General features: G+C 64.1%; 21 protein-coding genes and 2 pseudogenes. 14 read left to right on the forward strand and 9 right to left on the reverse strand.

Annotation, left to right across the window (positions count from 1 at the left end; translation table 11 throughout):
• Window positions 1-449: 449 nt before the first annotated feature.
• Genes E3O44_RS06205 through E3O44_RS06215 form a run of 3 tightly spaced genes read right to left on the reverse strand, consistent with a single transcriptional unit; the run spans window position 450 to window position 3,306 of the window.
• Complete coding sequence (locus E3O44_RS06205) at window positions 450-1,262, reverse strand: ExeA family protein (protein WP_134533566.1); 813 nt, start codon at window positions 1,260-1,262, stop codon at window positions 450-452.
• Window positions 1,259-2,788: a DDE-type integrase/transposase/recombinase gene (locus E3O44_RS06210; protein ID WP_134533568.1), complete on the reverse strand. Its 1,530-nt coding sequence runs from the start codon at window positions 2,786-2,788 to the stop codon at window positions 1,259-1,261. Before E3O44_RS06210 ends, E3O44_RS06205 begins: the two co-directional genes overlap by 4 nt.
• Window positions 2,789-2,799: 11 nt before the next feature.
• Window positions 2,800-3,306 carry a hypothetical protein gene (locus tag E3O44_RS06215; RefSeq protein ID WP_134533570.1) on the reverse strand — a complete coding sequence of 169 codons (507 nt, stop codon included), beginning with the start codon at window positions 3,304-3,306 and terminating at the stop codon, window positions 2,800-2,802.
• A 360-nt stretch (window positions 3,307-3,666) separates the two neighbouring features.
• On the opposite strand from E3O44_RS06215, the pseudogene E3O44_RS06220 reads away from it, so the two are divergent.
• Window positions 3,667-3,987: pseudogene (locus tag E3O44_RS06220) on the forward strand (hypothetical protein); the annotation flags it as partial.
• Window positions 3,988-4,001: 14 nt separating this feature from the next.
• On the opposite strand, the gene E3O44_RS06225 reads toward E3O44_RS06220, so the two are convergent.
• Window positions 4,002-4,430, reverse strand: coding sequence for a DUF6457 domain-containing protein (locus E3O44_RS06225; RefSeq protein WP_241976102.1), 429 nt, complete (start codon window positions 4,428-4,430; stop codon window positions 4,002-4,004).
• A 1,029-nt stretch (window positions 4,431-5,459) separates the two neighbouring features.
• Here E3O44_RS06225 and E3O44_RS06230 point away from each other — a divergent pair.
• The gene (locus E3O44_RS06230; protein WP_134533572.1) at window positions 5,460-6,086 is read left to right on the forward strand and encodes a hypothetical protein; all 627 of its coding nucleotides are present in this window, start codon (window positions 5,460-5,462) and stop codon (window positions 6,084-6,086) included.
• A 219-nt stretch (window positions 6,087-6,305) separates the two neighbouring features.
• Here E3O44_RS06230 and glgX read toward each other — a convergent pair whose 3' ends face one another.
• Window positions 6,306-8,348 carry a glycogen debranching protein GlgX gene (glgX, locus tag E3O44_RS06235; protein WP_174775048.1) on the reverse strand — a complete coding sequence of 681 codons (2,043 nt, stop codon included), beginning with the start codon at window positions 8,346-8,348 and terminating at the stop codon, window positions 6,306-6,308.
• 165 nt (window positions 8,349-8,513) lie between these two features.
• On the opposite strand from glgX, the gene E3O44_RS06240 reads away from it, so the two are divergent.
• Window positions 8,514-8,810 (forward strand): glycosyltransferase, encoded by a 297-nt coding sequence (locus tag E3O44_RS06240; RefSeq protein WP_134533574.1) that lies wholly within the window; start codon window positions 8,514-8,516, stop codon window positions 8,808-8,810.
• 481 nt (window positions 8,811-9,291) lie between these two features.
• Here the strand turns inward: E3O44_RS06240 and E3O44_RS06245 are convergent, their stop codons facing one another.
• Window positions 9,292-9,771: a hypothetical protein gene (locus tag E3O44_RS06245; protein WP_134533576.1), complete on the reverse strand. Its 480-nt coding sequence runs from the start codon at window positions 9,769-9,771 to the stop codon at window positions 9,292-9,294.
• Window positions 9,758-10,795, reverse strand: a complete 1,038-nt coding sequence (locus E3O44_RS06250) for a thiamine pyrophosphate-binding protein (protein ID WP_134533755.1) — start codon at window positions 10,793-10,795, stop codon at window positions 9,758-9,760. Before E3O44_RS06250 ends, E3O44_RS06245 begins: the two co-directional genes overlap by 14 nt.
• Window positions 10,796-11,008: 213 nt before the next feature.
• Between E3O44_RS06250 and E3O44_RS06255 the strand changes: the two genes are divergently transcribed.
• The 9 genes from E3O44_RS06255 to E3O44_RS06290 all read left to right on the forward strand — a co-directional run bounded on the left by E3O44_RS06255 (window position 11,009) and on the right by E3O44_RS06290 (window position 20,955).
• A complete protein-coding gene (locus E3O44_RS06255; RefSeq protein ID WP_134533578.1) occupies window positions 11,009-11,239 on the forward strand; it encodes a hypothetical protein in 231 nt (76 codons plus the stop codon).
• 94 nt (window positions 11,240-11,333) lie between these two features.
• Complete coding sequence (locus tag E3O44_RS06260) at window positions 11,334-12,893, forward strand: phytoene desaturase family protein (protein ID WP_420897914.1); 1,560 nt, start codon at window positions 11,334-11,336, stop codon at window positions 12,891-12,893.
• Window positions 12,890-13,330, forward strand: coding sequence for an SRPBCC family protein (locus tag E3O44_RS06265; RefSeq protein ID WP_338144725.1), 441 nt, complete (start codon window positions 12,890-12,892; stop codon window positions 13,328-13,330). Before E3O44_RS06260 ends, E3O44_RS06265 begins: the two co-directional genes overlap by 4 nt.
• A gap of 470 nt (window positions 13,331-13,800) precedes the next feature.
• Entirely contained in the window at window positions 13,801-14,118 is a 318-nt protein-coding gene (locus E3O44_RS19885) for a hypothetical protein (RefSeq protein WP_166792561.1), read from the forward strand.
• Window positions 14,119-14,129: 11 nt separating this feature from the next.
• On the forward strand, window positions 14,130-14,435 hold the full coding sequence (locus E3O44_RS19155; RefSeq protein WP_166792562.1) for a DUF302 domain-containing protein: 306 nt from the start codon (window positions 14,130-14,132) through the stop codon (window positions 14,433-14,435).
• A 785-nt stretch (window positions 14,436-15,220) separates the two neighbouring features.
• Entirely contained in the window at window positions 15,221-18,769 is a 3,549-nt protein-coding gene (mobF, locus tag E3O44_RS06275; protein ID WP_134533757.1) for a MobF family relaxase, read from the forward strand.
• 112 nt (window positions 18,770-18,881) lie between these two features.
• Window positions 18,882-19,286, forward strand: coding sequence for a sulfate permease (locus E3O44_RS06280; RefSeq protein WP_174775049.1), 405 nt, complete (start codon window positions 18,882-18,884; stop codon window positions 19,284-19,286).
• Window positions 19,287-19,408: 122 nt separating this feature from the next.
• Window positions 19,409-19,675: a hypothetical protein gene (locus E3O44_RS06285; RefSeq protein ID WP_134533586.1), complete on the forward strand. Its 267-nt coding sequence runs from the start codon at window positions 19,409-19,411 to the stop codon at window positions 19,673-19,675.
• Between the two features lie 8 nt (window positions 19,676-19,683).
• Window positions 19,684-20,955: a hypothetical protein gene (locus E3O44_RS06290; protein ID WP_134533588.1), complete on the forward strand. Its 1,272-nt coding sequence runs from the start codon at window positions 19,684-19,686 to the stop codon at window positions 20,953-20,955.
• Window positions 20,956-21,130: 175 nt separating this feature from the next.
• Here E3O44_RS06290 and E3O44_RS06295 read toward each other — a convergent pair whose 3' ends face one another.
• On the reverse strand, window positions 21,131-22,048 hold the full coding sequence (locus E3O44_RS06295; RefSeq protein WP_134533590.1) for a PDDEXK family nuclease: 918 nt from the start codon (window positions 22,046-22,048) through the stop codon (window positions 21,131-21,133).
• Window positions 22,049-22,311: 263 nt separating this feature from the next.
• Between E3O44_RS06295 and E3O44_RS19160 the strand changes: the two genes are divergently transcribed.
• Together E3O44_RS19160 and E3O44_RS19545 are read left to right on the forward strand one after the other, a co-directional pair.
• Window positions 22,312-22,479 (forward strand): hypothetical protein, encoded by a 168-nt coding sequence (locus tag E3O44_RS19160; RefSeq protein ID WP_166792563.1) that lies wholly within the window; start codon window positions 22,312-22,314, stop codon window positions 22,477-22,479.
• Window positions 22,445-22,657, forward strand: a pseudogene (locus E3O44_RS19545) (recombinase family protein); the annotation flags it as partial. The gene E3O44_RS19160 and the pseudogene E3O44_RS19545, both read left to right, overlap by 35 nt.
• Window positions 22,658-22,689: 32 nt before the next feature.
• Here the strand turns inward: E3O44_RS19545 and E3O44_RS06305 are convergent.
• Complete coding sequence (locus tag E3O44_RS06305) at window positions 22,690-23,349, reverse strand: DUF4145 domain-containing protein (protein WP_166792564.1); 660 nt, start codon at window positions 23,347-23,349, stop codon at window positions 22,690-22,692.
• Window positions 23,350-23,638 lie beyond the last annotated feature (289 nt).

Here is a 23,638-nt window from a genome sequence, read left to right on the forward strand (position 1 = left end):
GTTTCCCCAGATATCCGGGAATTAGGTAGCCAGGGAAATGGCGCATTGGCCCCCATTGGAGAACCCGGCGATTGTCCAAGCGACGCGGTCGGTTTCAATGTAAAGGTTCGCGCGTGCCCAGTTGACGACGTCCTGCTCAATGTAGGTCTTCACATTCCCGTGAGCGGAAGTGTCCAGGCAAAGTGAATCAACGCTCGGATCGCCGAGCTGGTCCGCAAGGACGACAATGGGGGCGCGGCCCTCGTGGGTGAGGGTGAACGTGTTCAGGACCGAACCGATATAGGACGCGTCCGGGTTCCCGTGCTGGCCTATTGTCGCCCGTCGCGTTATTTGACGATGGCGGCGTCATCGTCGGTGACGATGCCCGGTCATGAAAAAGCCCCGCCGGAGCATTCCGGCGGGGCTTTCGTCAGGATGGTGACGTGGTGGTCGTCACTGGTGACGCGGGGTCATTCGCTGTTCTCCGTGATCGCCGATTGCGCCGCGGCCAGGTCGACGATCGCTTTGTCGGCGGCGTAAGTCGCGATCAGGCTCGCGACGGCGAGGTTGTTCACCGCTCGCGGATAACCACGGGAGGCGAGGTGGATGGCATGGATCGCGTCGTCGGAGAACAGCGGATCAGACCGACCAGCGAACTTGAGGTGTTGCCGGATGTAATCGGTCGTGTCGCCTGCATTCATCCCGGTGATTGTGTAACGCGTCGAGATGCGTTGATCCAGCGCTGAGAGCACCGCGAGCTTGAGGCGGCGCCGCAGGGTGGGCTGGCCGATGAGGAGCATCGCGAAGTGCGACCCGGTGTCCATGTCACTGTTCGTGAGCATGCGGAGCGCTTCGAGATCGGTGTTGGTGAGCAGGTGGGCTTCATCGATCACGACGACGGGCAGGCGGGCGCGTTCGTCGAGTTCCCCGGCGAGGAGCGTCGCGGTCTGCGAGGCGAGCACGCCGGAGAAGAACGCCGGGGTGCCGCCGAGCGCGGTGACGATGCGGGTATGGATTCCGCGCATCGTGATCGTCGGGTCGGGGATATAGATGATCTGGTGCCGGGAGGGTTCGAGGCCGGCGAGAGCAGCGCGAACGGCAACGGTTTTGCCGGCGCCGACCTCGCCGCTGATCACGCCGAGCTGGCGTTGGCTGACGCACCAATCAATCCGCGCGATCGCTTCCCGATGCGAGGGGTGCGGGTGCAACGCTTGCGGCGGGATATCGCGGGCGAAGGGCATGCGGGTGAAGCCATAGTGCGATTGCAGCGTGTCGATACTCATCGGGCGGCCTCCTGGATGCTGGGCACGAAGACGACCGTGGGTCGTTTCGAGGTGGACGCTTTGACGAAGCTGATCGGCTCGCCCGCCATGGTGCCCTTGTGACGGGTCTCGACCAGGCGCAGGTAGTCAATGCCGGAGACCGCGTTTTTCGCGCCGTTCTCGGCGGTGTCGGCTGCGGCCGTGGCGGCCTTCTTGTGGACGTGGCGCCGGATCTCGCTGAGCACGGCGATGCCCGCCGGGACGCCGTGGCCGGCCGTCACGGTGATCAGCCCAGCGAGGTCGAAGGGGTCATAGACCAGCTCCACGCGTTTGCCGACGAGGAGCTGATCGACTTGATAGGTGTTGGACTGCAACGAGACGGTCGCGGACTTCGTCACCGTGCGGATCGCCGACCACCGGAACGCCTCGGCGATCTCGTCGCGCGTTTTCCGGACCGGCCTCCGGCCCACCCAGCTGGCATCCCAGCGCTGCAGCGGGGTCTGCCCGGTCGTGGAGTGCACGGCCTGGTGGTAAACCATCTCCACCCACGACGTGAACAACGCATTCAACTCATCCAACGACGTCACCATGCTGCCCACCCCCACATCAACGACGCCCGTTTTCGTGTCGACGGTGGTGATCTCGGTCAGGAATTGGGAGTTGACGGTGTTGAAGAACCGCTCGATCTTCCCGCGTCCCTGCGGCCGATACGGTTTCGAGTGCGTCAACCGGATTCCGAGGCGCGCGCAGGTCCGAGAGAGCGATTCGTCCACGAACGCGCTGCCGTTATCGACGTAGATCGTGCCCGGGATTCCGCGGGCTTCCAACGCCGGGCGCAGTGCCGCGGTCAACCGGACGGAGTCTTCGGCGTAGGCCCAGCGGGCCGCCGTGACGAGGCGGGTGTGGTCGTCGAGGAACGCGAACAGATACGTTTTCCGCCCATTGATCCGCGGCCCGTGGAGGCCGTCACCGACCCACATCTCGTTGGGGTAATCCGCTTCGAACCGGCCGAAGACCTCCCGCACCCCGGTCGGGAGTTCCAGCGTGCGGAAGTGCCGCAGCAACGTCGACTCGCTCGGTGCGTCGCCGAGGGTGTCCATCATGATCCGGCGCACCTGCGCTGAGGTCCGGGCGGGACGCTCCCGTTTCAGCGTCGCGGCCAACGCCAGGATCTGCGCCGGCGTCACGGCACCCTGAGCGCGGCCGCGGGGCTTCAACGCGTCGAACCCGCCGGCCCGCCAAGCCCGAATCCACCGGTCGATGGTGTCTTTGGAAACCGTCACCGTGCCGCCGAACGGCCCCGGATGAATCATCGCAGCGAGGTCCCTGACCATCGGGCCGCGCTGCCGCGTGGTGACCGCGCTGTCCGCCGCGGCGCGAATCAGCTGATACCTGAACAGGGCGATCTTCTCCGTCCGGGCGCGGCGCACTGCCGAATCCGCCGAAGACCCGGCCGGCACCAGGAGCGACAGCGCCGGGCTCACCGGGGACGCCCGGGGCGCCACCGGCTCACCGGGCGGTAGGAGGGTTGGCGGGGTTGCGGGCATGAAAGGTCCTCTCAAACAGTGAACACGCCGATCACAGGGATATGGCAGGCGCTCCTGCCACCCTTCCCGCCGACCAGGGCCCCGCGTAAGGGCCGGTTGGTGTTGGGACCCGCGGCCCACCAGCTCAAGCAAAACAAGCGCCCGTTCGTCGTGGCAATGCCAGCCTGGATCCACGTCACCCTGACGGTCGCGGCAAACCGACGAGCCAACCCCTCGGCATACGCCATCAACACCGACAACGCCTCACCACCGGTCGTGCCGGCAGGTCTCGGCCAGAGCACCACGGCGTCGGGAGCGTCCCGCACCAACAAGCTCGTGAACCACTCGCCGATTTCCACGGCCGAGGTCGCGAAGGCGCGGAGCCAACCGCGAACCGTCGAGACCGGTCTCCCGCAGCCCGCCGCGATCTTCCGGTGGCCCCAGCCCAGCACCGTCTTCGCCTCGATCACCTCGGCCGCATCGGCCCGGCGGACGGCCAACCGCACCTCCAGCAGCACATGCGTGCCCAGGCAGACCACGCACCGCGACCGGCGAGGGCGAAGCTCGCGCCACGTCCAATCCGTGCCGAGTCCCTCCCGAATCACCCGGGGCCTGGCCCAGCCCCACGGGCGCAACCGGCCACCGCAATCGGGGCACGCCACCCGCCCGACCAACAGGTTCGACTCGACAGAAACATGATCATGACTTACCGTGAGCATCAGCGCGGCCTTACGCGTTAGAACGGCCCGGCGTGATCCTTCAAGATTGCACGCCGGGCCATTCGTCTATCCGGACATCGTCAGCCTGATGCCGCCGACCACCAGGCGCCAAATCCAGGCGCGCTAAAACCCATCGTCACCGGGCCCGACGCCCACGTCGTCACTCCGGGAGACGCACAACAGAATGGACGCCTCGTTGTATTCGTGAATCCAGAGGACATCGCGGACCTAGATCTCACCGACGGCCAACTCGTCGATATCCGCAGCGACTACCACGACGAAACGGAACGGGTGCTCCGGGGTCTGCGGGTGGTCTCTTACCCGACGTCACGAGGGTGTGCGGCCGCGTACTACCCAGAAGCTAATGTGCTCGTGCCGATGAATCACGTGGCCGAGGGGAGTAACACCCCGATCTCGAAGGCCGTCATCGTGCGGCTCGAACCTAGCCCTGGTCACACCGCGAGAATTCCAGTCGCCGCCGCTGAGACGACCTCCCAGTAGCGGTAGGCGAACGGCTACTGCGCTGTCTTGTGCCAGCCCGGACATTCTGGACCGCCCGGCTTCACCCGGTCTATCACTCGTCGTGCCGTATCGATGGCCGCTTCGATCGCGTCCTCAACCTCTTTTCGGCTGTTCGTAGATGCAGTGCCTGCGGCATACCCGACAATGAATGCGCTCACCGCGCCAGCATGTGGGGAAACAGACTCCGCCGATTTCCTCGCCAACTCGACGATCCTTTCCACGTCCACGTCCAGGTCCAGGTCCAGTAGCTGCAGGGCCTTGACAAGGTGATTGTTCCATTCCCTTAGCGAATTGTCTTCCGCGCTGGATAGCGGCATCACGGTTCCCCCAATTCTCGTCATTCTGGCATGCGCCCACGCGAGCGCCAGGCGCTTTCGCTCAAGAAGTAGCACCACCATCATTGAGCTGCAATGCTCGATCATGCAGTCGTAACCTTCCGGGAAAACAGCCAGCGGCCTGACCAAGCAACGCCGTCACTGTTGAGGCTGGACCGGCCGTTCTGTTCAGCTGTGCCGACGGGTTGCGCCCCGGATTCGAGCCCGCCCGCTGGCACCGATCGATTGCCGGCCTAGTGATATCGGTCGTCCGCGGTCGCAATACTCAATGCAGACACCCGTCTGATACGAGCGAACGGAGCATCATGAGTTACGACATGCCGCAGCCCGAAGTGGAGACCGTGCACGGTCCCAAAGAAACCGCGACTCAATCGACTCCTCCTACGAAGCCCGATGACATCGATCCGGAAGACGGTACCAACGAACATGGTGCCCCAGTCGAAAATCCGTCAGGGTAAGGCACACGCCAGAGTGCAGCGGCGCTTGTTTCGTTTGCGACACGCAGCTGAATGAACGGCCACGAGTGCAGTCTCCTTGCGACGGAACCTCCTCACCTCGCTTTCCCTATCCCGTTGGTCGTGCGACGGTTTGGTCACGCTCGCTATGAGGTCAGGTATCGACATTCTGATCCGGATATGCCGGGACACATCCATGCGCCTGCGTGTCGAGGCGCCGTCAATCGGGTCCGCCACGACGACAGGCCCCTGAACGTCTGCAGTGGCGAACGTACGTGGGACCGAATCGATGTCGGCCGCCGCCACGCTTCCGGGTCGGTCACAACCCGGTGCCCGCCCCCTGCGCGCTTTCACGGAGCGGTTGTTCTGAGCCCGGGCGCTCAGACTGTGAAGAAATTGTGAGACGCGGAGGAGTGAAGGGCCGGGCGGGCTCAGGGAAACCTGGGGCCCGCAGTAACCGAAGACTTCTACGCTGGGCCGTTCTTCACACCGCAACGCCCAAGCAAAAAATCCCGCGGCGTGCTCATCGTCCTCGCCGTGCTCTGCATTTGCGGCCACAAACCGGTCCTCCCCGGCCGCATTCAACATGCGCGGAAGTCGGGGATGATCTTTTCTGCTCACCAGCATATTCGTGCGGCCCTCCGGGTGGCAAAATCTTGCCATGACACGCAATTCCGACGACCGATGGGTGAGTCTGCGTGGTCCAAACAGGTGGGTGCCATTTGTGGTCATGAGTCCGTTCCTCCGGGCGCTCATGGTGGTCTACGGGCTGAATTTGATTGCTCTTGCTCCCCGGCTCGGCCTTCCTCTGGTCTGGTCCATCGCGATCATGATCTGCGCCGCTGTTGGTGTCTCTGTTCTTCCGTTGGCGATTATTTGGCTTGTCTATCCGTATTCATTTCTGAACCCCGCGAGTTCGACGATCCGCGCCCGACGGCGGAGCGCGCAGTACTCAAATATCACGTCTGCGCAGCTGCTCGTGAGCGTTTCGAAGACACGCCGCGTGCTGAATCTGCTTCTGAAAACTGACACCGGTCTGCGCGCCCTCGTTCTCATCCGGGATGCGCGACGGTGCACGCTCGATCCCGAGGTCGCTGTGCTCGCGGAAGAGATGATCCGATTCTCAAAAATAGCGATACCAGTGTCCATTCATGACCCTTTGGGGAAATTCGCTCGCTACAATTTCCCGAATAACGTCACCCTCGACGAAGCACTGGAGTTTGTACGGCATCCGCCGGATTTTCTCGACGACCTCCCGATACGGCAGCGGCGATCGGCCGGTTTCTAGACGCCCTGTCTAAATTGACCAGGCGCGGCAGAGGGGCTGCCATGACACGGAAAGTGCTGTGAACATGACCTCACAAACGACGAAGTCGCAAACGGCGATGGCTGGTTTGCAGGATTCGGCACGAGTCTCGCGCTGTTGAGATTACCGGTTCCAGACTTTTATCAAGGTCGGGCGTCCTGATCACCCAAGGGTTCATTCCCGCGAACTTTATGGGGGTAGTCAGATCCGGGAGCGCAGCAAGGTGAACGACCCATCACGCACGATCAGTGTGGTGACTGGGGCAGAGACGTGCTGGTCCGGGTCGCTGCCCGCGGCGAGCTCCCATTCCTGGTTCGGGGCGGAGGGGAGACTAAATTCGACCCCATTGCTGGCGGCGTTCAGCAGGAGCGCGAAGGCGTCCGCGCCGGCGTGCTCGAGGATGAACGTGATCGCGTGGGCGTCCTCGTCGTCCCAGTCTTCGTCGGTGAACTCTTTCGCATCCGCTCGCAGAACACGCACGGTGTCGCTGTGGCCGGTTTCGGGTGCCTGGCGGAACCAGGTGGGGCGCAGGGCGGGGTTGTCTCGGCGTAGCTGGAGCAGGGTGCGAGTGAACCCGAGCATGCTGGTGTCGGTGTTCGCCCAGTCGAACCAAGAGATCTCGTTGTCCTGGCAATAAGCGTTGTTGTTGCCGCGCTGGCTGCGCCCGAGTTCATCGCCGCCGAGGATCATCGGCACGCCCGCTGAGAGCAGCACGGTCGCCATCAGGTTGTGGCGCATCCGGGTGCGACGTTCGTTGACTGCCGGGTCGTCGGTAGGTCCTTCCACACCGTTGTTCGTGGATTGGTTGTCGCTTTCTCCATCGGCATTGTCCTCGCCGTTGGCGTCGTTGTGTTTCTCGTCGAAGGAGGTGAGGTCGTCCAGGGTGAACCCGTCGTGGGCGGTCACGAAGTTCACACTGGACAAAGGAGAGCGCCGGTCTGCTTCGTACACGTCGGGGCTGCCCAGCACGCGCTGGGAGAGAGTGCTGAGCAAGGATTCGTTTCCGTGCCAGAAACCGCGCACATCGTCTCGGAACTTACCGTTCCATTCGGACCAGTCCGCCGGGAATCCGCCGACTTGGTAACCAGCTGTGTCCCATGGCTCCGCGATCATCTTCACCGGGGCGAGGACGGGGTCCTGCTGGATGAGGGTGAGGAACGCGCTGTGCAGTTCCGCATCGCCGCCTTGCCGGGTGAGGGTGGTGGCCAGGTCGAAGCGGAAGCCGTCCACGTGCATCTCGGTGACCCAGTACCGCAGCGAGTCCATTATCAATCCGAGGGCGGCCGGGTGGCTCACGTTCACACTATTGCCCGTCCCCGTGGTGTCGAAGTAGTTGCCGCGGTCGCCGTCCACGAGCCGGTAGTAGGCCTCGTTGTCGATGCCTTTGAACGAGAATGTCGGGCCCAGGTGGTTGCCTTCAGCGGTGTGGTTGTAGACCACGTCAAGGATCACCTCCAGTCCGGCGGCGTGCAGTGCCTTGACCATCTTCTTGAACTCTGCCACCTGGCCTCCTCCGTCGCCGATGGCGGCGTACTCGCCGTGTGGGGCGAAGAAACCGATGGTGTTGTAGCCCCAGTAGTTGCGAAGTCCTTTCTCGACCAGGTGGCTGTCCTGCACGAATTGCTGCACCGGCATTAGTTCCACGGCCGTCGCGCCTAGCTCGGTGAAGTGTGCGAGGGCGGCGGGGCTTGCCAGGCCCGCGTACGTGCCGCGAATATTTTCAGGGACATCAGGGTGGGTCTGGGTGAAGCCTTTCACGTGGACCTCATAGATCACGGTGTTGCTGAGCGGTGTCAGCGGTGCGCTGTCGTCGGCCCAGTCGAAATCCGGGTCTGTGACCACGCAGCGCGGCGTGAACCCGGCCGAGTCGCTCTCGTCCATGGCTTCGGGGTTGTCCTGGTCGTGTCCGAACACTTCCTGTCCCCACGCGTAAGCGCCCTCTAATGCGCGGGCGTGGGGGTCGAGCAGTAGCTTGTGGGCGTTGTGACGTAGCCCGTTGGCCGGTTCCCAGGGTCCGTGCACGCGGAGGCCGTAGCGCGTACCGATCCCCGCCCCGGGAATCAGACCGTGGAATACGTGGCCGGTGCGCTCGGCAAGCGGGGTGCGGGTTTCCGCGCCCGTGTCATCGAAGGAGCAGAATTCGACTAGGTCGGCCGATTCGGAATACACCGCCATGTTGATGCCCCCGGAAACCAGGGTGGCACCCAAGGGGTAGGGCAGCGAACGGGTTGCGATGGAGTTCATGGGCCTCTTTCAGCAGGAAGTGACGCGCTCACAACGATGCGCTCGGGACGAGGAGTGGAGCGCTACTATTCACGGCCAAACTCCCCGAAACTCGAAATAATTTACACCAGTGGATCACAATCCGGTATCCGCGCTCGTGCGCATTCTTGAGGATCGGGCGTCGTCGTGCTCGACGAGTACACCGACAAAACGGACACGGTCGCCCAAAGCTGGCATCAGTTCTCACGTATTCACACGACGCACGCCAATGTTGGAGCAGCCCGCCGCACCGGAGTACGACACCTGCTCCTCACGGACGATCAGGTCACTCCGTCAACGTGTATCGCCACGACGGATGCCGATTCCGTTGTGCCCCGGAATTGGATCACCGCCCACCTCACCTTCGCCCACAACTACTTCGATCTGGTCTTGGGAACGGTTCACCCCGACGACGTTCTCAGCCCCCCAACCCACGATCACTGACATAACCACCACCAACTCGTTGTCGGACAGCCGCACATTCACGGGGCAAACCTGCGCGTACGAGCGGATCGCTACCTCGCAGCCGGAGAATTCCAGCAGTCAACACGAAGACGTACACCTCGTCAGCGCGCTCCGTGAGGTGAACGTAACCGAAATGCGGACTGCACGAATACCTGTCCTCACCTCAGGTCGTCTCGCCGCGCCCCCCCGAACGCCTTCGCAGACTACCTCCGCACTCAGGCCGAAAACTCGGCGACGTCCTCACGTACTGCCGCGGTGCCGCACACCCAACCGGGTGACGCGCCGACCGAAACCCGGGGCCGTAAGCGCCCCAATTTTCCAAGATCACGACTAGCAACGATTGTTTGTCAGGTGCAGACCACGGCGAGACGAGGGCGCCCAGACGGGAAAAGTGTTACTTACAGATGCATCGCGTCAGCTAGCCGTTCGGACGGCACGGCAACTCGACAGGTCGTTTTCTCTATGTTCCTTGCGCTGTCTCAGACGGTTCATCTGTCCAACTTCGCGGGGGGCGCGCTTCGTGATGGGGTGCACCCCGCGTGCGTCGCGATTCCTTCATTTCCGCCTCGAAGATATGCCGTTTGCCCTCGACCAGAGTGCGCCGCGCCTCTCGCTCGGCGTCACGGAGCGGGGCGTAATAATTGTCGTCGTACTCTTCAACGATTTGGAACGTCCAACGCCCATCGATCACGTTTCGCCCGAGGAATGATTCCTGCAGCGTCGCCGCCAATGCCGGATGCCCGGCCTCCCTCAATTGGGCGATGGCGTCACCCAAAGCAAAGTCAGCCTCACCGGTCAGTCGATGAAAGCCATACAGCAAACCTCTAGCGTGCTCCACGACCTCTAAAGCCTCTGACAACTTCCCCAGGGCCTCAATCGTCTTGTCGGATACCCCGCTTGGACGCTGGTGGGACGAGTCTGGCTTGTCACGTTCCAACATTCCTCACTCTTTCCTTTCCATGATTCGTTCGGAGACACCTCCCGGTATCACAGGAGCGAACAGTATCCCAAGATTTCCGGCATGAGACGCCTCCCCGGATCCCGAGCTGTTCGGGCTTGAGGTCGACCTGGACAGCGCCGGCCTGCCCGGTTGCGGGCAGGAACTGGCTGTACGGATAGTTGGTGCCGAGGAGAACGAGAGTGTCGCAGCCCTTCATCTGATTGAGGCTCGGCTTGGACCCCAGCAGTCCCAGCTGCTGGGTATGCCACGGGACGTCGGAGGGAACGACTTGCTTGGCGCGAAGGGAGGTGATGATTCCCGCGCCGGCGAGGTCTGCTGCCATGAGGACCTCGTCCGTGGCACCGTTGGCGCCGTGACCGACGAGGAAGCTGACCTTCGATCCAGCGTTGATGATCTCGGCCATCTTGACGATCTCCGACCGAGGCGGTGAGATCGCGGTCGACGCGGCGACGGCGCTGGAACGCGAGACCCAGTTCTCGGGTGCGGGTTCGCTCCATTTCATCGCCTGTACGTCGTGGGGCACGATCACGACGGCGGGCATCAGCCGCAGCCGTGCGGTGCGGAACGTGGTGTCGATGACTGCTTGCGCCTGGTCGGGGGAGACGATTGTCTGCACGTAGCACGCGACATCGGCGAAGACCCGCTCGACGTTGTTCTCCTGCTGAACGAACGTGCCCAACGCGGCCAGTCCCTGCTGCCCGACAATCGCGACGACCGGCTGGTTGTCCATCTGCGCGTCATACAGCCCGTTCAGCATATGGAATGCTCCGGGGCTGGACGTGGCGATGCAGACGCCGACCTCGCCCGTGAACTTCGCGTGCGCGGTCGCCATCAACGAGCAGATCTCCTCGTGTGTGGGGCGAATGTACTCCAGGCCGGTTCCCTCATGGTCGGCCTTGCCGAGCATGCCGTCCATTTCGCCGATACCATCGCCGGGGAACCCGAAAACCCGACTGACGCCCCACTCCTTCATGCGCTTGATGATGAACTCGCTGACATTCATGGCCACGGATTATCCTCTCGATGGTGATTTCGGTGGGTGCCTAGCGGTGCGTGCTGCGACGAGCCGGTCGACAGCATAATTTGCCTGCTCAGGGAATGCCAGATATCTCGTCAATGCCGGGGCTTGTCGCGGCGTGCTGGACCGGCGACAATGATGCCGAACGGAGTCGCTTCGTTATCGGAGACGTCGGGCTCCGTATCACTGAGGAGCACGATGAATTCTGCAGCTGATTTCCCGCCCGAAAAGCCACGAGTCACGATCAAGGCGGTGTCGGAACCGGACGAAAAGGGTGAATACACCGATTTGGACGAGGAAGCGGAATCGGCGTTTGCGTCGGATCCGGCACGCGGTCACAGCGACGAGGACAGTGCGTCTGACAGCAACGGTCCCGCGAATCCCGGAGGCGACGAGGGAGAGTATACCGACGTCGAAGAGGCGGATTGACGGGTCACCGGCACGAGATGTGTCGACATCCCGGTGTGTGTGAACCATGTCAGCGCCGAAGGGCAGACTGGTCCCATGACGGGTGGAGAGTGACGTGGTGAGTGCGCAGCGGGGAGCGCCTGAGGTCGACGCGATTGTGGTCGGTTCGGGCCCCAACGGCCTGGCCGCAGCGGTCACCCTCGCCAGGGCGGGACTGTCGGTGCGCGTCTACGAGAAAAATGCCAGTGTCGGTGGCGGTGCCGCCACCGCAGAACTGACGTTGCCGGGATTCCACCACGATGTCTGCTCCGCCGTGCATCCGCTGGCGCTGGCGTCGGAGTTCTTCCAACGCTTCGGGCTCGCCGACCGAATCGACCTGGTGGTCCCGGAGGTGTCCTACGGACATCCGCTGCCGGGCGGCACCGCCGGTCTCGCGTACCGCAGCCTGACGCGCACCGCCGCCGAACTGGGCAAGGACGGCCCGGCCTGGAACCGCCTGTTCGCACCCCTCGTCGCTCATGCCGATCGAGTGGCGGAATTCACGGGCGCCCAGTTGCTGCGGCTTCCCCGGCATCCGGCAACGGCACTGCGGTTCGGACTGCGTTCTCTCGAGCAAGGCAGCCCGCTCTGGAACCTGCGCTTCTCTGGCGAGACCGCGCCGGCCCTGCTCACCGGCGTCAGTGCACACACGATCCGGGCCCTGCCGAGCATCGCCACCGCCGGGGCCGGCCTCACCCTCGCCACGTACGCGCATGCGGGCGGCTGGCCGATCCCGGTCGGCGGCAGTGGGGCGATCGTGACCGCGCTGGTCGATGACCTGCTGGCCCACGGTGGTGAGATCGTCACGTCGACCGAGGTTCGACGCCTGAGCGACCTGCCGACCGCCAGAGTGGTGATGCTCGACCTGACGCCGCGGGCCCTGCTTCGGCTCGCCGAAGGTGAGCTGCCGGCCGCATATGCGAGACGGCTGCGTGCCTTCCGGTACGGCAACGGCGTCGCCAAGGTCGACTTCGCGCTGTCGGATCCGGTGCCTTGGCGGGCCGCTGGGTTGCGGGCCGCTGGCACCGTGCACGTCGGCGGCACCCGCGCGCAGATCCGGCGAGCCGAAAACACTGTCGCGCGCGGCCAGCACGCCGAAGAACCGTATGTTCTTGTGTCCCAGCCCAGCGGCATCGACCCCAGCCGCGCCCCGGCCGGCCGGCACACGCTCTGGGCATACACCCATGTACCGTGTGGCTCGAACATCGACCAGACCGAAGCGATCGTGCGTCAGATCGAGCGCTTCGCCCCGGGCTTCCGCGACACCATCCTGGCAAAAGCCAGTCGCACGGCGACGGAGCTGGAACAGCACAATCCCAACTATGTCAGCGGGGACATCTCGGCCGGCGAGGTGAGCATGAGCCAACTACTGCGTCGGCCAGTGCTTTCCCCTGACCCGTGGCGCACCCCCGTTGCTGGCGTCTACCTGTGCTCGTCGTCGACGCCGCCTGGCCCGGGAGTGCACGGCCTGGCCGGTTGGCACGCGGCGCTGAGCGCTCTGCGACATGACCTCGGGGTGCACACGGCCCCCGGTCTCTCTCCGGTCGCCCCGAGACAGACCGACCAGGAGCGGACCGACCGACATGAGCGCACCCGGCACGAACCGAACCAGGAACAGGAGACACTGTGGCCGTGAACTACCGCACCATGAGCTGCCCACCCGAAAACGTCTTCGCCGTCCTGGCCAATGGATGGCTGTACCCGAGCTGGGTCGTCGGAGCTTCCCGGATGCGCGGTGTCGACGCGTCGTGGCCGACGGCGGGAAGCGCCCTCCATCACTCGGTGGGTGTCTGGCCGGCGCTGATCGATGACTCCACGTCTGTTCTCGAGTGGCACCCGCCGCATCATGCGCTGCTCAAGGCCCGAGGCTGGCCGGTCGGCGAGGCAAATGTGGCCCTGGACGCCCGGGCCAGAGGCGACGGATGCGTTGTTCGCATCACCGAGGACGCCACCGCCGGACCCGCGCGGTTCATCCCTCTCTTCCTGCGCGACTCGGCGATCAGCATACGCAATGTGGAAACGCTGCGCCGCCTGGCTTTCCTAGCCGAGGGAGGAGCAGGAACTACGCGGTAGCGCCTGGTTGGTCGGCGGACACGAGTGATCCGGAGTCCGTCGTTCAGGTGCAGGCGTCCCAAGGCGAGCGCCGGTGACTAACGCACGATCAGGGGGAGAGTTTCCTTACGTGGTGGAAGAACACCGGACTCCTCACGTCGAGGATGAGTACGATGATGCACGGGTAATCGAGGCGTGGTTTGGCGGACTCGCGCTGAGCAGCATGCAGATTGTGGCGCGACCGGCGCGGCCGCGGGAACAACCGTCCATTCGGGCGTCCTGGGCTAGCAGATGAGCAAGCATTCCGGGGAGGCGACCGTGGGAATGACTGACGGCGGTCCCGGCGCTGCGGGCGCACAAGCCGACCCGTAGGCGTTCTACACGGACTTCTACAACCTCGACGAGAACCTCGGCACTCCCGTGAGCCCCGAGGTCGTGAAGGCCGCGCCGATATTGAGAAGATCCGCGCGACCAAAATCCCCAGCCTGATCATGCAAGGCGTTCTCGACCGCATCCTGCCGATTGACGCGACCGGGCACACCTTCCACAACGCGTTCCCTGAGAGCGAATACGTCGAGATCGAAGGCGGGCCACACGGCTTCGGCTGGAGCCACGCCGCCGAGGTCAATGTAAACCTGCTGCGCTTCCTAGCGAGCTTGCAGCCCAGTGTCCCGCTGTCGCTTCGACGGCGGGACAGTGGTGCCCACAACACGGAATCCGAGGAGAATGCGACGATGGACGACGAACTGGGAACGCTCCCGGTGCCAGCAGCGTCGCTGAGGCGACAGCCAGACTCCGAGAGCTGTTGAGGCGGCGCTGCGTGACTGTGCTCGCGAGCGTCGACCACGCCGAAGGGGCTCGGGCGGCCGGTTTGGAACTGGCCGATGAAGTGGTCGTGTTCTTCGGAAACCCGGCCGTAGGAACTGGGATGATGCAGGACGACCCGAGAGCCGGATTCGATCTGCCGCTTCAAATGCTGCTCTGGGACGCCAACGGCACGACATACGCCGGCTACTGTGATCCTCTGAAGCTCTCCGACGTCTTCGACCTCGTCGACCACCGTGACGTGCCTGCCAAACTGAGCGGATTCATGGCACAACTGATTTCCGACCTACGCGGCGAATAGTGTCCATATTCGAGTGGCGAGATGACCGACTATCTCTCGAGGAAGACGCCGCGATGTTGGTCTTCGATCACGAGGGCACGATGCTCATTGAGCGCCCATGGCCCGCGCCAGGCACCAAGTACGTCGGCAGCGGCAAAAGCAGGGGACGCCCACCCAGGACTTTGTGAGTGTCAGCCATGTCCTGATGCAAAAACGTCAGCGATGTCCTGATACATCACAAAGTCCACTTGCGAGCTTCCGTGCCCACATTTTGCCCACACTTGCTAGAAGTCACCCTGACTTCAGTGGTGACGGGGTGACCGCAAAACGTTGAAACTACGCGGCAGTTGGCCCTGTGCGAGGCCCAGACTGGGCTGTGACTAGGGTTCGAATCCCTACAGGGGCACAGCGAAGTCCGGGGCTTCGTGGATTGGACAGATTCCACCCCGGAGGGAAGTGGCGTCATTGCCGAAACTCGAGGTTGACCAAATCCTCGCGCCACGTCCTTGGGAACAGGACGCCTACGTTTGGCGGGCGCTGCCAGGCGCTGAAGAAATCGCCTTGAAGGCAATCCTCAGTGGGTGCCCCCTGCAAGCGGATGCCCAACGGCACGGGCCGAGGCTCGATCAATCCTTGACCTCTCCGGATCTCGGCCAGCAGTCAGACACACCGGCGGCGCCAGCTCCACCAAAAAACGCGCCCGAGTGACCGCCTCGAATTCCAAACTTGGGAATTGCCACGCCTCTTGCAGATCGAGGCGGCGCACCTTCGTTGCGAGGGCGGAGGTGGGCGCGGTGACGGTGTCGATGCGGGTGATGAGTGCGGGGGATGGGTACAAGTACCTGCTGCGCACGGTCGCCGCTGGTGACGGGAAACGCTCGCTGTCGACACCGCTGACTCGCTACTACACCGCGGAGGGAACGCCGCCCGGCCGGTGGATGGGCGGTGGCCTCCGGGGGCTCGGCGCGGGTTTCATTGTCGAGGGCGACGTTGTCACGGAGACGCAGCTGCAGCTCCTGATCGGGTTGGGCCGCGACCCGGTTACCGGCGAGGCCCTTGGGCGCGCCTACCCGGTCTATGGGACTGCCGCAGACGGACCTTCGGCCGCTCGAGGTGGGAGTGGTCGCCAGGCCGGCCCCACCGTGCGAGCGTCGGTCGCGGCGGCGTCCGCTGGCGACCAGTCGGGAGCGGGGCAGCGGCGTGCCGTCGCTGGCTACGACTTCACGTTCTCGATTCCGAAGTCGGCGAGCATCCTCTGGGGCATTGCAGACGCACCCACGCAAGCGCTCATCGCGGAGGCACACCATGCGGCGGTTGCCGAGGTGCTGGCCTACATGGAGCGGGAGGTTGCGGCGACGAGGACCGGGTCAACGGCGCAGGGCGGCGCCGTCGCGCAGGTGGATGTGACGGGCCTGATCGCGACGGCGTTCGATCACTTCGACAGCAGGGCCGGCGACCCTCATCTCCACACGCATGTGGTGATCAGCAACAAGGTGCAGACCGTGCTTGACGGAAAGTGGCGTTCACTCGACGGCAGGCCGATGCACGAGGCCGTGGTGGCGCTCTCCGAACTGCACGAGACCCTGTTCGCCGACGCGCTCACGCGATCGCTCGGCGTGCAGTGGGAGAGGCGGGAGCGGGGGCGAGATCGTCACCCGGCCTGGGCGATCAGCATTGTTCCCGAGGCGCTCGTCGCGGAATTTTCGTCGAGATCGAGGCACATCGATGTCGAGACCGACCGGTTGATTGAGGCCTACGTAAGCCGGCACGGTCGTCGTCCGAATCCAGTGATGATCGTGAAGCTTCGCGCGCAGGCCACGCTCTCCACGCGGCCCGCGAAGCACGTGCGCTCGCTTGCAGAACTCACCGCATCGTGGCGAGAGCGCGCCGCGCGGGTCCTCGGGAGAAACGTCACGACTCTAGTGAGCGCGGCATCCGCGAACCGATCAGTGTCGGTGCTGTGCGCTGAGGACGTGCCGCTCGAGGCGATCGGCGCGCTCGGGCTGAGCGTGATGAGGACGGTCAGCGAGAAGCGCGCAACTTGGCGGCACTGGAATCTGACGGCCGAGGCCGCGCGCCAGACGATGCAACACCGTTTTGCGTCGGCCTCCGATCGCGAGGCTGTCATCGGGCTTGTCGTCGATGTCGCCGAGCGCGCGTCGTTGCGGATCACGCCATCCGAGCTTGCATCGAGCCCAGTCGTATTCCAACGGGATGACGGCACGTCGGTCTTCCGGCCGAAGCACTCCACTGTGTTCACCTCGACCGAGCTGCTCGACGCTGAGTCTCGGTTGCTCGAGCGCGCCGGCGATCTGACCGGGCCTCGTGTCGCGGCGGCAACGCTGCGATCGGCTGCGCGCACGCGGTTGCCGGGTGGGGGAGTGATTGCTGAGAACCAGCTTGCGACTCTGTCCGCGATCACCGGCTCAGGCCGAGTGCTCGATGTGCTGGTTGGTCCGGCCGGCACTGGCAAGACGACCGCGATGAATGCGCTTCGTCGGGCGTGGGAGACAGCGCAGGGTTCGGGCTCCGTCGTCGGGCTCGCTCCCTCGGCCGCCGCCGCTCAGGTGTTGTCCGAGGACCTCGGCATCACCACTGAGAATCTGGCGAAGTGGTGGCACAACCACCTCGTCAACGGAGCAACGTTCGGCGCCGGTCAGCTCGTGATCATCGACGAGGCATCCTTGGCAGGCACCTTGTCCTTGGACCGTATCAGTGCTCTCGCCGCGGATGCCGGCGCGAAGGTTCTTCTGGTCGGCGACTACGCCCAGCTCCAGTCCGTCGACGCGGGCGGCGCGTTGTCGCTGCTCGTTCATGATCGGGAGGATGCGCCCGAGCTCGTCGACGTGCACCGCTTCGTCCACGACTGGGAGAAGACGGCATCGCTAGGGCTTCGCCAGGGCAACCCCGAGTCGATCGACCTGTACCTCGCGCACGACCGGGTGCGCGAGGGCGACACCGAGACGATGGCGGATGCGGCGTATGAGGCCTGGCGCGTAGACGCCCGAGCCGGCCGAGCGACGGTTCTGATCAGCGACTCGACCGAGGCGGTTGCGGCGCTCAACGTGCGCGCCCGCACCGAACTGATCCTCGAGGGTCGTGTCGATGCGCTCCGCGAAGTAGCCCTCCATGACGGAACCTGCGCGGCTGTCGGGGACACGGTCATCACCCGCCGTAACGATCGCGCGCTTCGCGCGGGCCGCACCTGGGTACGCAACGGCGACCGGTGGGCCGTGATCGGAGTCGACCGGAACGGCTCTATCGAGGTGCGACGGCACGGCCGACGGTGGGGGAGTACGGTTCTGCTTCCAGCCGAGTACGTCACGCGCCACGTCGAATTGGGCTACGCGATCACCTCTCACCGCGCGCAGGGCATCACGACCGACACGGCGCACGTCGTTGTCGCGCCCGGCATGACGCGGGAGAACCTCTACGTTGCTATGACGCGAGGTCGCGAGGCCAATTCCGCCTACGTCGCCGTCGATCGACCCGATGTCGCCCACGTCGGGCCGCGCCCCGGTGACAATGACGATACGAGCGCGCGCAGCATCCTCTACGGCGTTTTGCAGCATGTCGGTGCCGAGCTGTCCGCACACGAGACGATCACGGCAGAGCAGAATGCATGGGGATCGATCGCGCAACTCGCGGCGGAGTACGAGACCCTTGCGGCGGCCGCGCAGCACGATCGGTGGGTGTCGCTGGTGCGCGCAAGCGGCCTCTCACCTGGCCACGTTGACGAGGTCATCGAGTCGGATGCGTTCGGGCCGTTGACCGCGGAGCTCCGGCGAGCCGAGGCCCACCACTTCGACGTCGCGAACGTGTTGGCACGTGCGGTTGCGGCCCGTGGATTCGAGGACGCACAGGACATCGCCGCCGTTCTTCGAACCAGAGTCGCATCGGCGACCGCGCGAGATTCCGGGGCGGGTCGCTCGCGCCGGATGCCGTACCTCGCCGCCGGGCTCATTCCCAAGGCGATCGGCCCGATGGATGCTGCTTCGCGCCGCGCCCTCGACGAGCGCAGCGACCTGATGGAAGCGCGAGCGAGCGCCGCACTCGACGAAGCGCTACTCGCGGGGGAGAGCTGGACCCGGGCCCTCGGCGTTGCGCCACGGGGCTCGGAGGCCGCCGCGTGGCGACTGCACGGATGCACCGTTGCGGCCTATCGGGACCGCTACGGCATCGTCGGCGGGAGGCCACTCGGTCTGGCACCCGAAGCGACGGCACAGAGACTCGACTTCGCCCGTGCTCGTGCCGCACTCGACGAAACCCAACGTCTCGCAGAAGAACGCCACGCCTACGATGGCTCCAGATCTACTGTCGCTGCGGGGCTTCCGCCCGCCGGCATCCGGTTCTAGACTTTTTCTAGGCGATCCCTATAACGCGTCATCGCTCGTCGCGATGGCATGACTCCCGTCTATCGGGCAGTCCTCTCAGGTTCTTGTTGCCGAACACCTGAAAGGATGCAGCATGTTCGGACTCATCTGGGCAGTCACCGCCCGCATGCACTACGCGCTGCGACGCTTCATGCCAACCAACATCGTGCTCGACGCGATCCACTCTCGCCACGGTCTCAAGTGGGGCGTGCCGGCGATGCTGCTCGCGGTCCCGTACGCGCTCGCTGCGATGTTCTGCGCAGGGGTGGTCGAAGGCGGCGGCTCGGGTTGGCTCAATGTGCTCGCGCTGCTCTTCGTGTGGAACGCGCTCAAGTTCCTTTTCGCCGGACCGGTGACGCTGATCGGGCTGCTTCGAGTTCGCAGCGGTGAAGCCCGGGCGCAGCGACACGCGATGTTGGCCGGAGTCGACGAAAGCGTCGAGCCCAGGATTGAGCTCGAGAGACTCGAGGAACCGGCGCTGTCGTCGAGGCGCGGCTGAGTCCGCTCTGTTCGACAGCACGAGTGGCGGCCGTGGACACGACCGTCCGGCCAGTCACCGCCGGCGCACCTCTTATTCGCGGCAGGATGGTCTCAAACATGTCTGCCGTAGGAGGCTTCACTGTGATGATTCCGCAGGAACAGCTCGACGATCTGCTCAGTCGCGCCGCGCTGGCCGCGCTCTTCTACTACCCCGAGATCGTGGTCGATGACGACGACTACAGCCTCCAGAAGGACATCGCGTATTGCATGGAGCCCGTCTCCGCGATCTCGCATGAGGACGCCGAACGCCTCCGTACCGCCATCGGGCATGTGATCACGAACCCGACCGCGCATCGCTCCGACCTCCTCGCCCTCGTCATTGAGTTGGCACCGCCACCGATCGAGTAGCAGCGATCATGAACGTTCCCCCCGCTGAGAACGCCTCGCCGCTGAAGAAGTCGGCGAACCAGCCGCGTGCCAACACAGACTCTAAGGCCGAGGCGAGTCAACAGACCCACCTTGATCGCCAGGCCGAAAACAGGCGCAGGTGGGTGGAGGCCAACCGTGACCGGGTTCGCGACCTGAATCGGCGCTGGCGGGCGGAGCACCTCGAGCGTGCCCGGGAGATCAACCGCGACTCGATGCGGCGAGCTGCGGCACGCAAGAAGCGAGAGGCTGAGGTCCGTGCTCGCGGGCGAGAGCGTGCGAAGCGCTGGCGGGAACAGCACCCCGAACAGGTGCACGAGTACCAACGCCGGTGGGTGGAGGAGAACCGCGACAAGGTCAGGGAGTACTACAGCCGCTACTACGCGAAGCACCGCGACGAGGTGAACGCCCGAGCCGCGGCCCGACGGGATGCCGACCCCGAGCGCACCAAGCAGGCACGCAAACAGTGGGCCGAGCGCAACAAGGAACGCCTCGCCGACTCGCAGCGAACCCGACGCGCCGACCCCGCGACCTACCAGGCCGAGCTCGCCGCCAATGCAGCGGCGAGACGTCTCAAACGCACGCTCAGTCGGGCCGGCCTCCCGCCGAAACAAATCCACCCGGTAACCGCCGCCGAGCGCCGCACCAATGCACGCGAAGCGGATGCCTACTTCAACGATCACGCGTTGCCCGAGCACCTGCGCCAGTTCACCGTTTTCGCCGAATCGCTGACGGAACACATGCTGAAGAACGGTGCCCGCATGCGGGAATTCTCGGAGGCCTACCTGGAGACCAGAGCGCGCATGGGGCTTCCGCCGGTCCCGGTCGAGAATATCGTCTCCGCCCGGGCAGTCGAACTCGTCACCGAGCGGATGCGCCGCGTCGACCTCCTGACCAGCCGCGACGTCGCGGCGGCCGTGCGGAGCACGAAGGCAGTGGTTCGACGCGAAGAGCGGCAACAGCAGTTCGACCGCCTGGTGAAGACGGTCGTGGCCCATGTGCACCGCAACAGTACTCGCCTTAGTTCTACTGCGGAGATGGAGAACCGTGCAGGGGCTCAACGGGGAAGGCCGCGTGTACCCATCGAGTCACTTATCGTGCGACTCGCGACGCAGGAGGTCATGGAGCGCGTGCCCACGAACAGGCTAACGATCGAGGATGCTAGGAACGCTGCCCGCGCCGCGAAGCTGCAAGTGGAGATGGTGTTCGAACCAAATCTGGGAGCCACCGAGGATCGAATTCAAAGACGGCCGTACGTTTAGTTAACAGCTGGCCTGCCAGCCCCAGACGCCACCGACCAGCGCGCCACCGCAGCGGGTCGAGGGAGGTGCAGTCATCCGAAACCCGATAAGGACCTGCCCGATATTAGGGCCCACCGTAACGAACCGCATCTAAACTCCAGCGCACTCCGCGTGCCTGGCACCAGCTTCGTGGGTCTCACAGACCCGTCCGGAACACAGCCTCCCCGAGGAAATTGGCGCCGGTCAGATTGCCGGCCGTCGCATCAAAAACAAACAGGGCGATGTCGGCCCGGTCGGCGAACTGCCGTGCTTCGTCGGTGAAACCGGCGGCAGAAAAGAAGAGGGCTCGGCGCTTCGCAACTGCAGCCCCTCCCGCCAGCTCACGAACGCTGGGGACCTCTGTTAGGTCAACGGCGGTGTCGACACGCGTCACGTAGTGCGTCGATTGAGCGTTAGTGCCTGTCTTCGGGTCAATGCTATGAGCGTCACCCGCTCCGAGGAATCGCATCCATGATGCGGCGAGTTCTGCAGCTCCGGCGTCTGAAGCACCGTATGGCTGGGGGAGCGGAGCCGGTCCCTTGGGCTCAAACGCCTCTCCGGACGCCCCAGGTTTGTACTCGTATGCCGTCGCCTGTCGTTCCTTGATGCCTTCGAACGCAGTTAGGCAGGCCACGTCCGCCAGCCAATCGAGCCGCGCGACTCGGTTGCGCACCGCAGAATCCAAGATCCCTCGTCCGACGAAATAGGTGAGACCCCATACGATCACCAGAGCGAGCGGAAGTAACAGCCAGCCGACATGACCGGGTCGTGCGTCCATGGGAATCCCGGACAGCCACATCCACAAACCGCCGATCGAAGCCACGAGTAGAAAAAACGCAACCCAAGTGACGACTCGGTACACGGTACGCGTCGGTACGGCCCCACCAATCTGAAGGATTGACGGTTTTGTCCTGGCATAAACGTTCTCGGCGATCTCGTCTGGCGAATCCCAAATCCATGGGTACTGGCCACCATTCGCTCGGCCCAAACTGAGCGCGAGACCATACATCTGTTCCTCACGGCGGCGAGGCCCGCGAGGCCGTTCCTGTTCGGTCGCTTCGGACGTGGTGGTCATGATGAGAGAGTATCCGCGCCAACGGGGTTAGGGCGGGAACGACCCGCAAGCTGAGGCCGGCCCGGGCCCTATGGCGAACGCGTACAACCCGGTCACAGGCTGTGGGTTCAGCTCCTCGGACAAGGACGACGCCACCGCAGAGAATCTCCGTCGGGCGCGTCATGGAATCCGGCCTGATCGAGGGGGTTCTCATCTGGAAGCCTCATTTCGGCCGGATTGCCGCGCTGCCCCGGTCTGCGCCTCAAGAACGATACGCTTTCGACGTGACCGAAGACGAGGAAGATGAGGTCGAGTACCGGGCCCACCTTGAGGCGTGGAACGAGCATCTGGCCAGGTACGCGATGCCTACCTGTCGATGGCTGAAACGACAGAACGTGTCGCCGAGCAGGGAGGAAAGTCTCGGGAGCTCGAGCCTCCAAACCGAACTCTGACAAAGTGCTCGATGCGCTCCATGCCGGCGACACCCTCGTCATCACGACCCGTGACCGACTGGGCCGCTCGACGCAGAACATGCATGCATTCGCAAATGACTTGCGCGCTCGAGGCGCCGCGTTACGAGTACTAAACCTCGGAGGAGCGGACGTGAGTACCGCAACTCCGATGGGGTCGACTGGCAGCCGACCGAGAGACGTGACTGGACTTCAGCGGCGTCCGAGGCCTTTTCGCCGGTTAATCAGCTTAACCAGGTGTTTCAGTTCGGCGTCGCTCCGGTCGTAAAGTGCTATCAGGGCAGCATTCAGGACGCGAGCGCACAGCACGACGTCGGCCACTGTCATTTCCTGACTGTGACTTGCCTCGTTTCCGATCCACTTCACGGCAAGCAGTGTGTGCGCGATGTCGGGTTGTTTAAGACCAAACATTTCGATCCTGGCATGCAGTGTGGCAGGGACACGCTTCCCCGTTTTTCTGTCGACCCTGGACTTGTTCACGCGCTGCGCATTCATGAGTTCCTCGGCGGCGCGTCGGAGACGATTGCCAGCTGCGCTGGGACTCACGAAAAGAACGTTGGACGCGCCTACGATCTCATCTTGTACGGTCTGCGGTGTGCGTTCCGGGACCGCCAAGAGGGGCAATGCAGGATTCGCATATCGTAAGCGGTAGGTATCGACCAGCTGTGGCTGACCGCGACCGTCATAATCGTCGAAATCGTAGTGGTATCCCCAATCGCCGGCCATTGCAAGTTCGCGCATGCAATTGGTGTCATCACAGATCAGGGTGCCGGTAAAAGTGCCAGAAAGCTCTTCGAACGGCCCTTCGTTGCGGTGCGCGGCCGTGAGCGAAGCTTTGGATACAGAGTCCATTTGCGATTGACTAGTCGCGTATCCAACTGTGCCAGTTTTGCACTGCGGGCATGTCGTTCGTGGCCAGGTCGCAGCAGTCACCCAGCGGTCGAGATCATTCAAGCTTCTTGGCATTTATTGACCATATCGGGGCCCAAGAGCTGCACGGTGCCAGCGCTAGAAGCTCTGACCCGCCTTGGCTTGTTGATGTCAAGTTCCGCCGAGCCCGATTGGTGTATCGACGGCTACCACGCCAGGACGCGTGGCCGCGCCGCCCTGGCAGTCCTGTGATTGCAATCTCCGTGAGACT

This window comes from Cryobacterium algoricola, from assembly GCF_004402485.1.
Classification (GTDB): domain Bacteria; phylum Actinomycetota; class Actinomycetes; order Actinomycetales; family Microbacteriaceae; genus Cryobacterium; species Cryobacterium algoricola.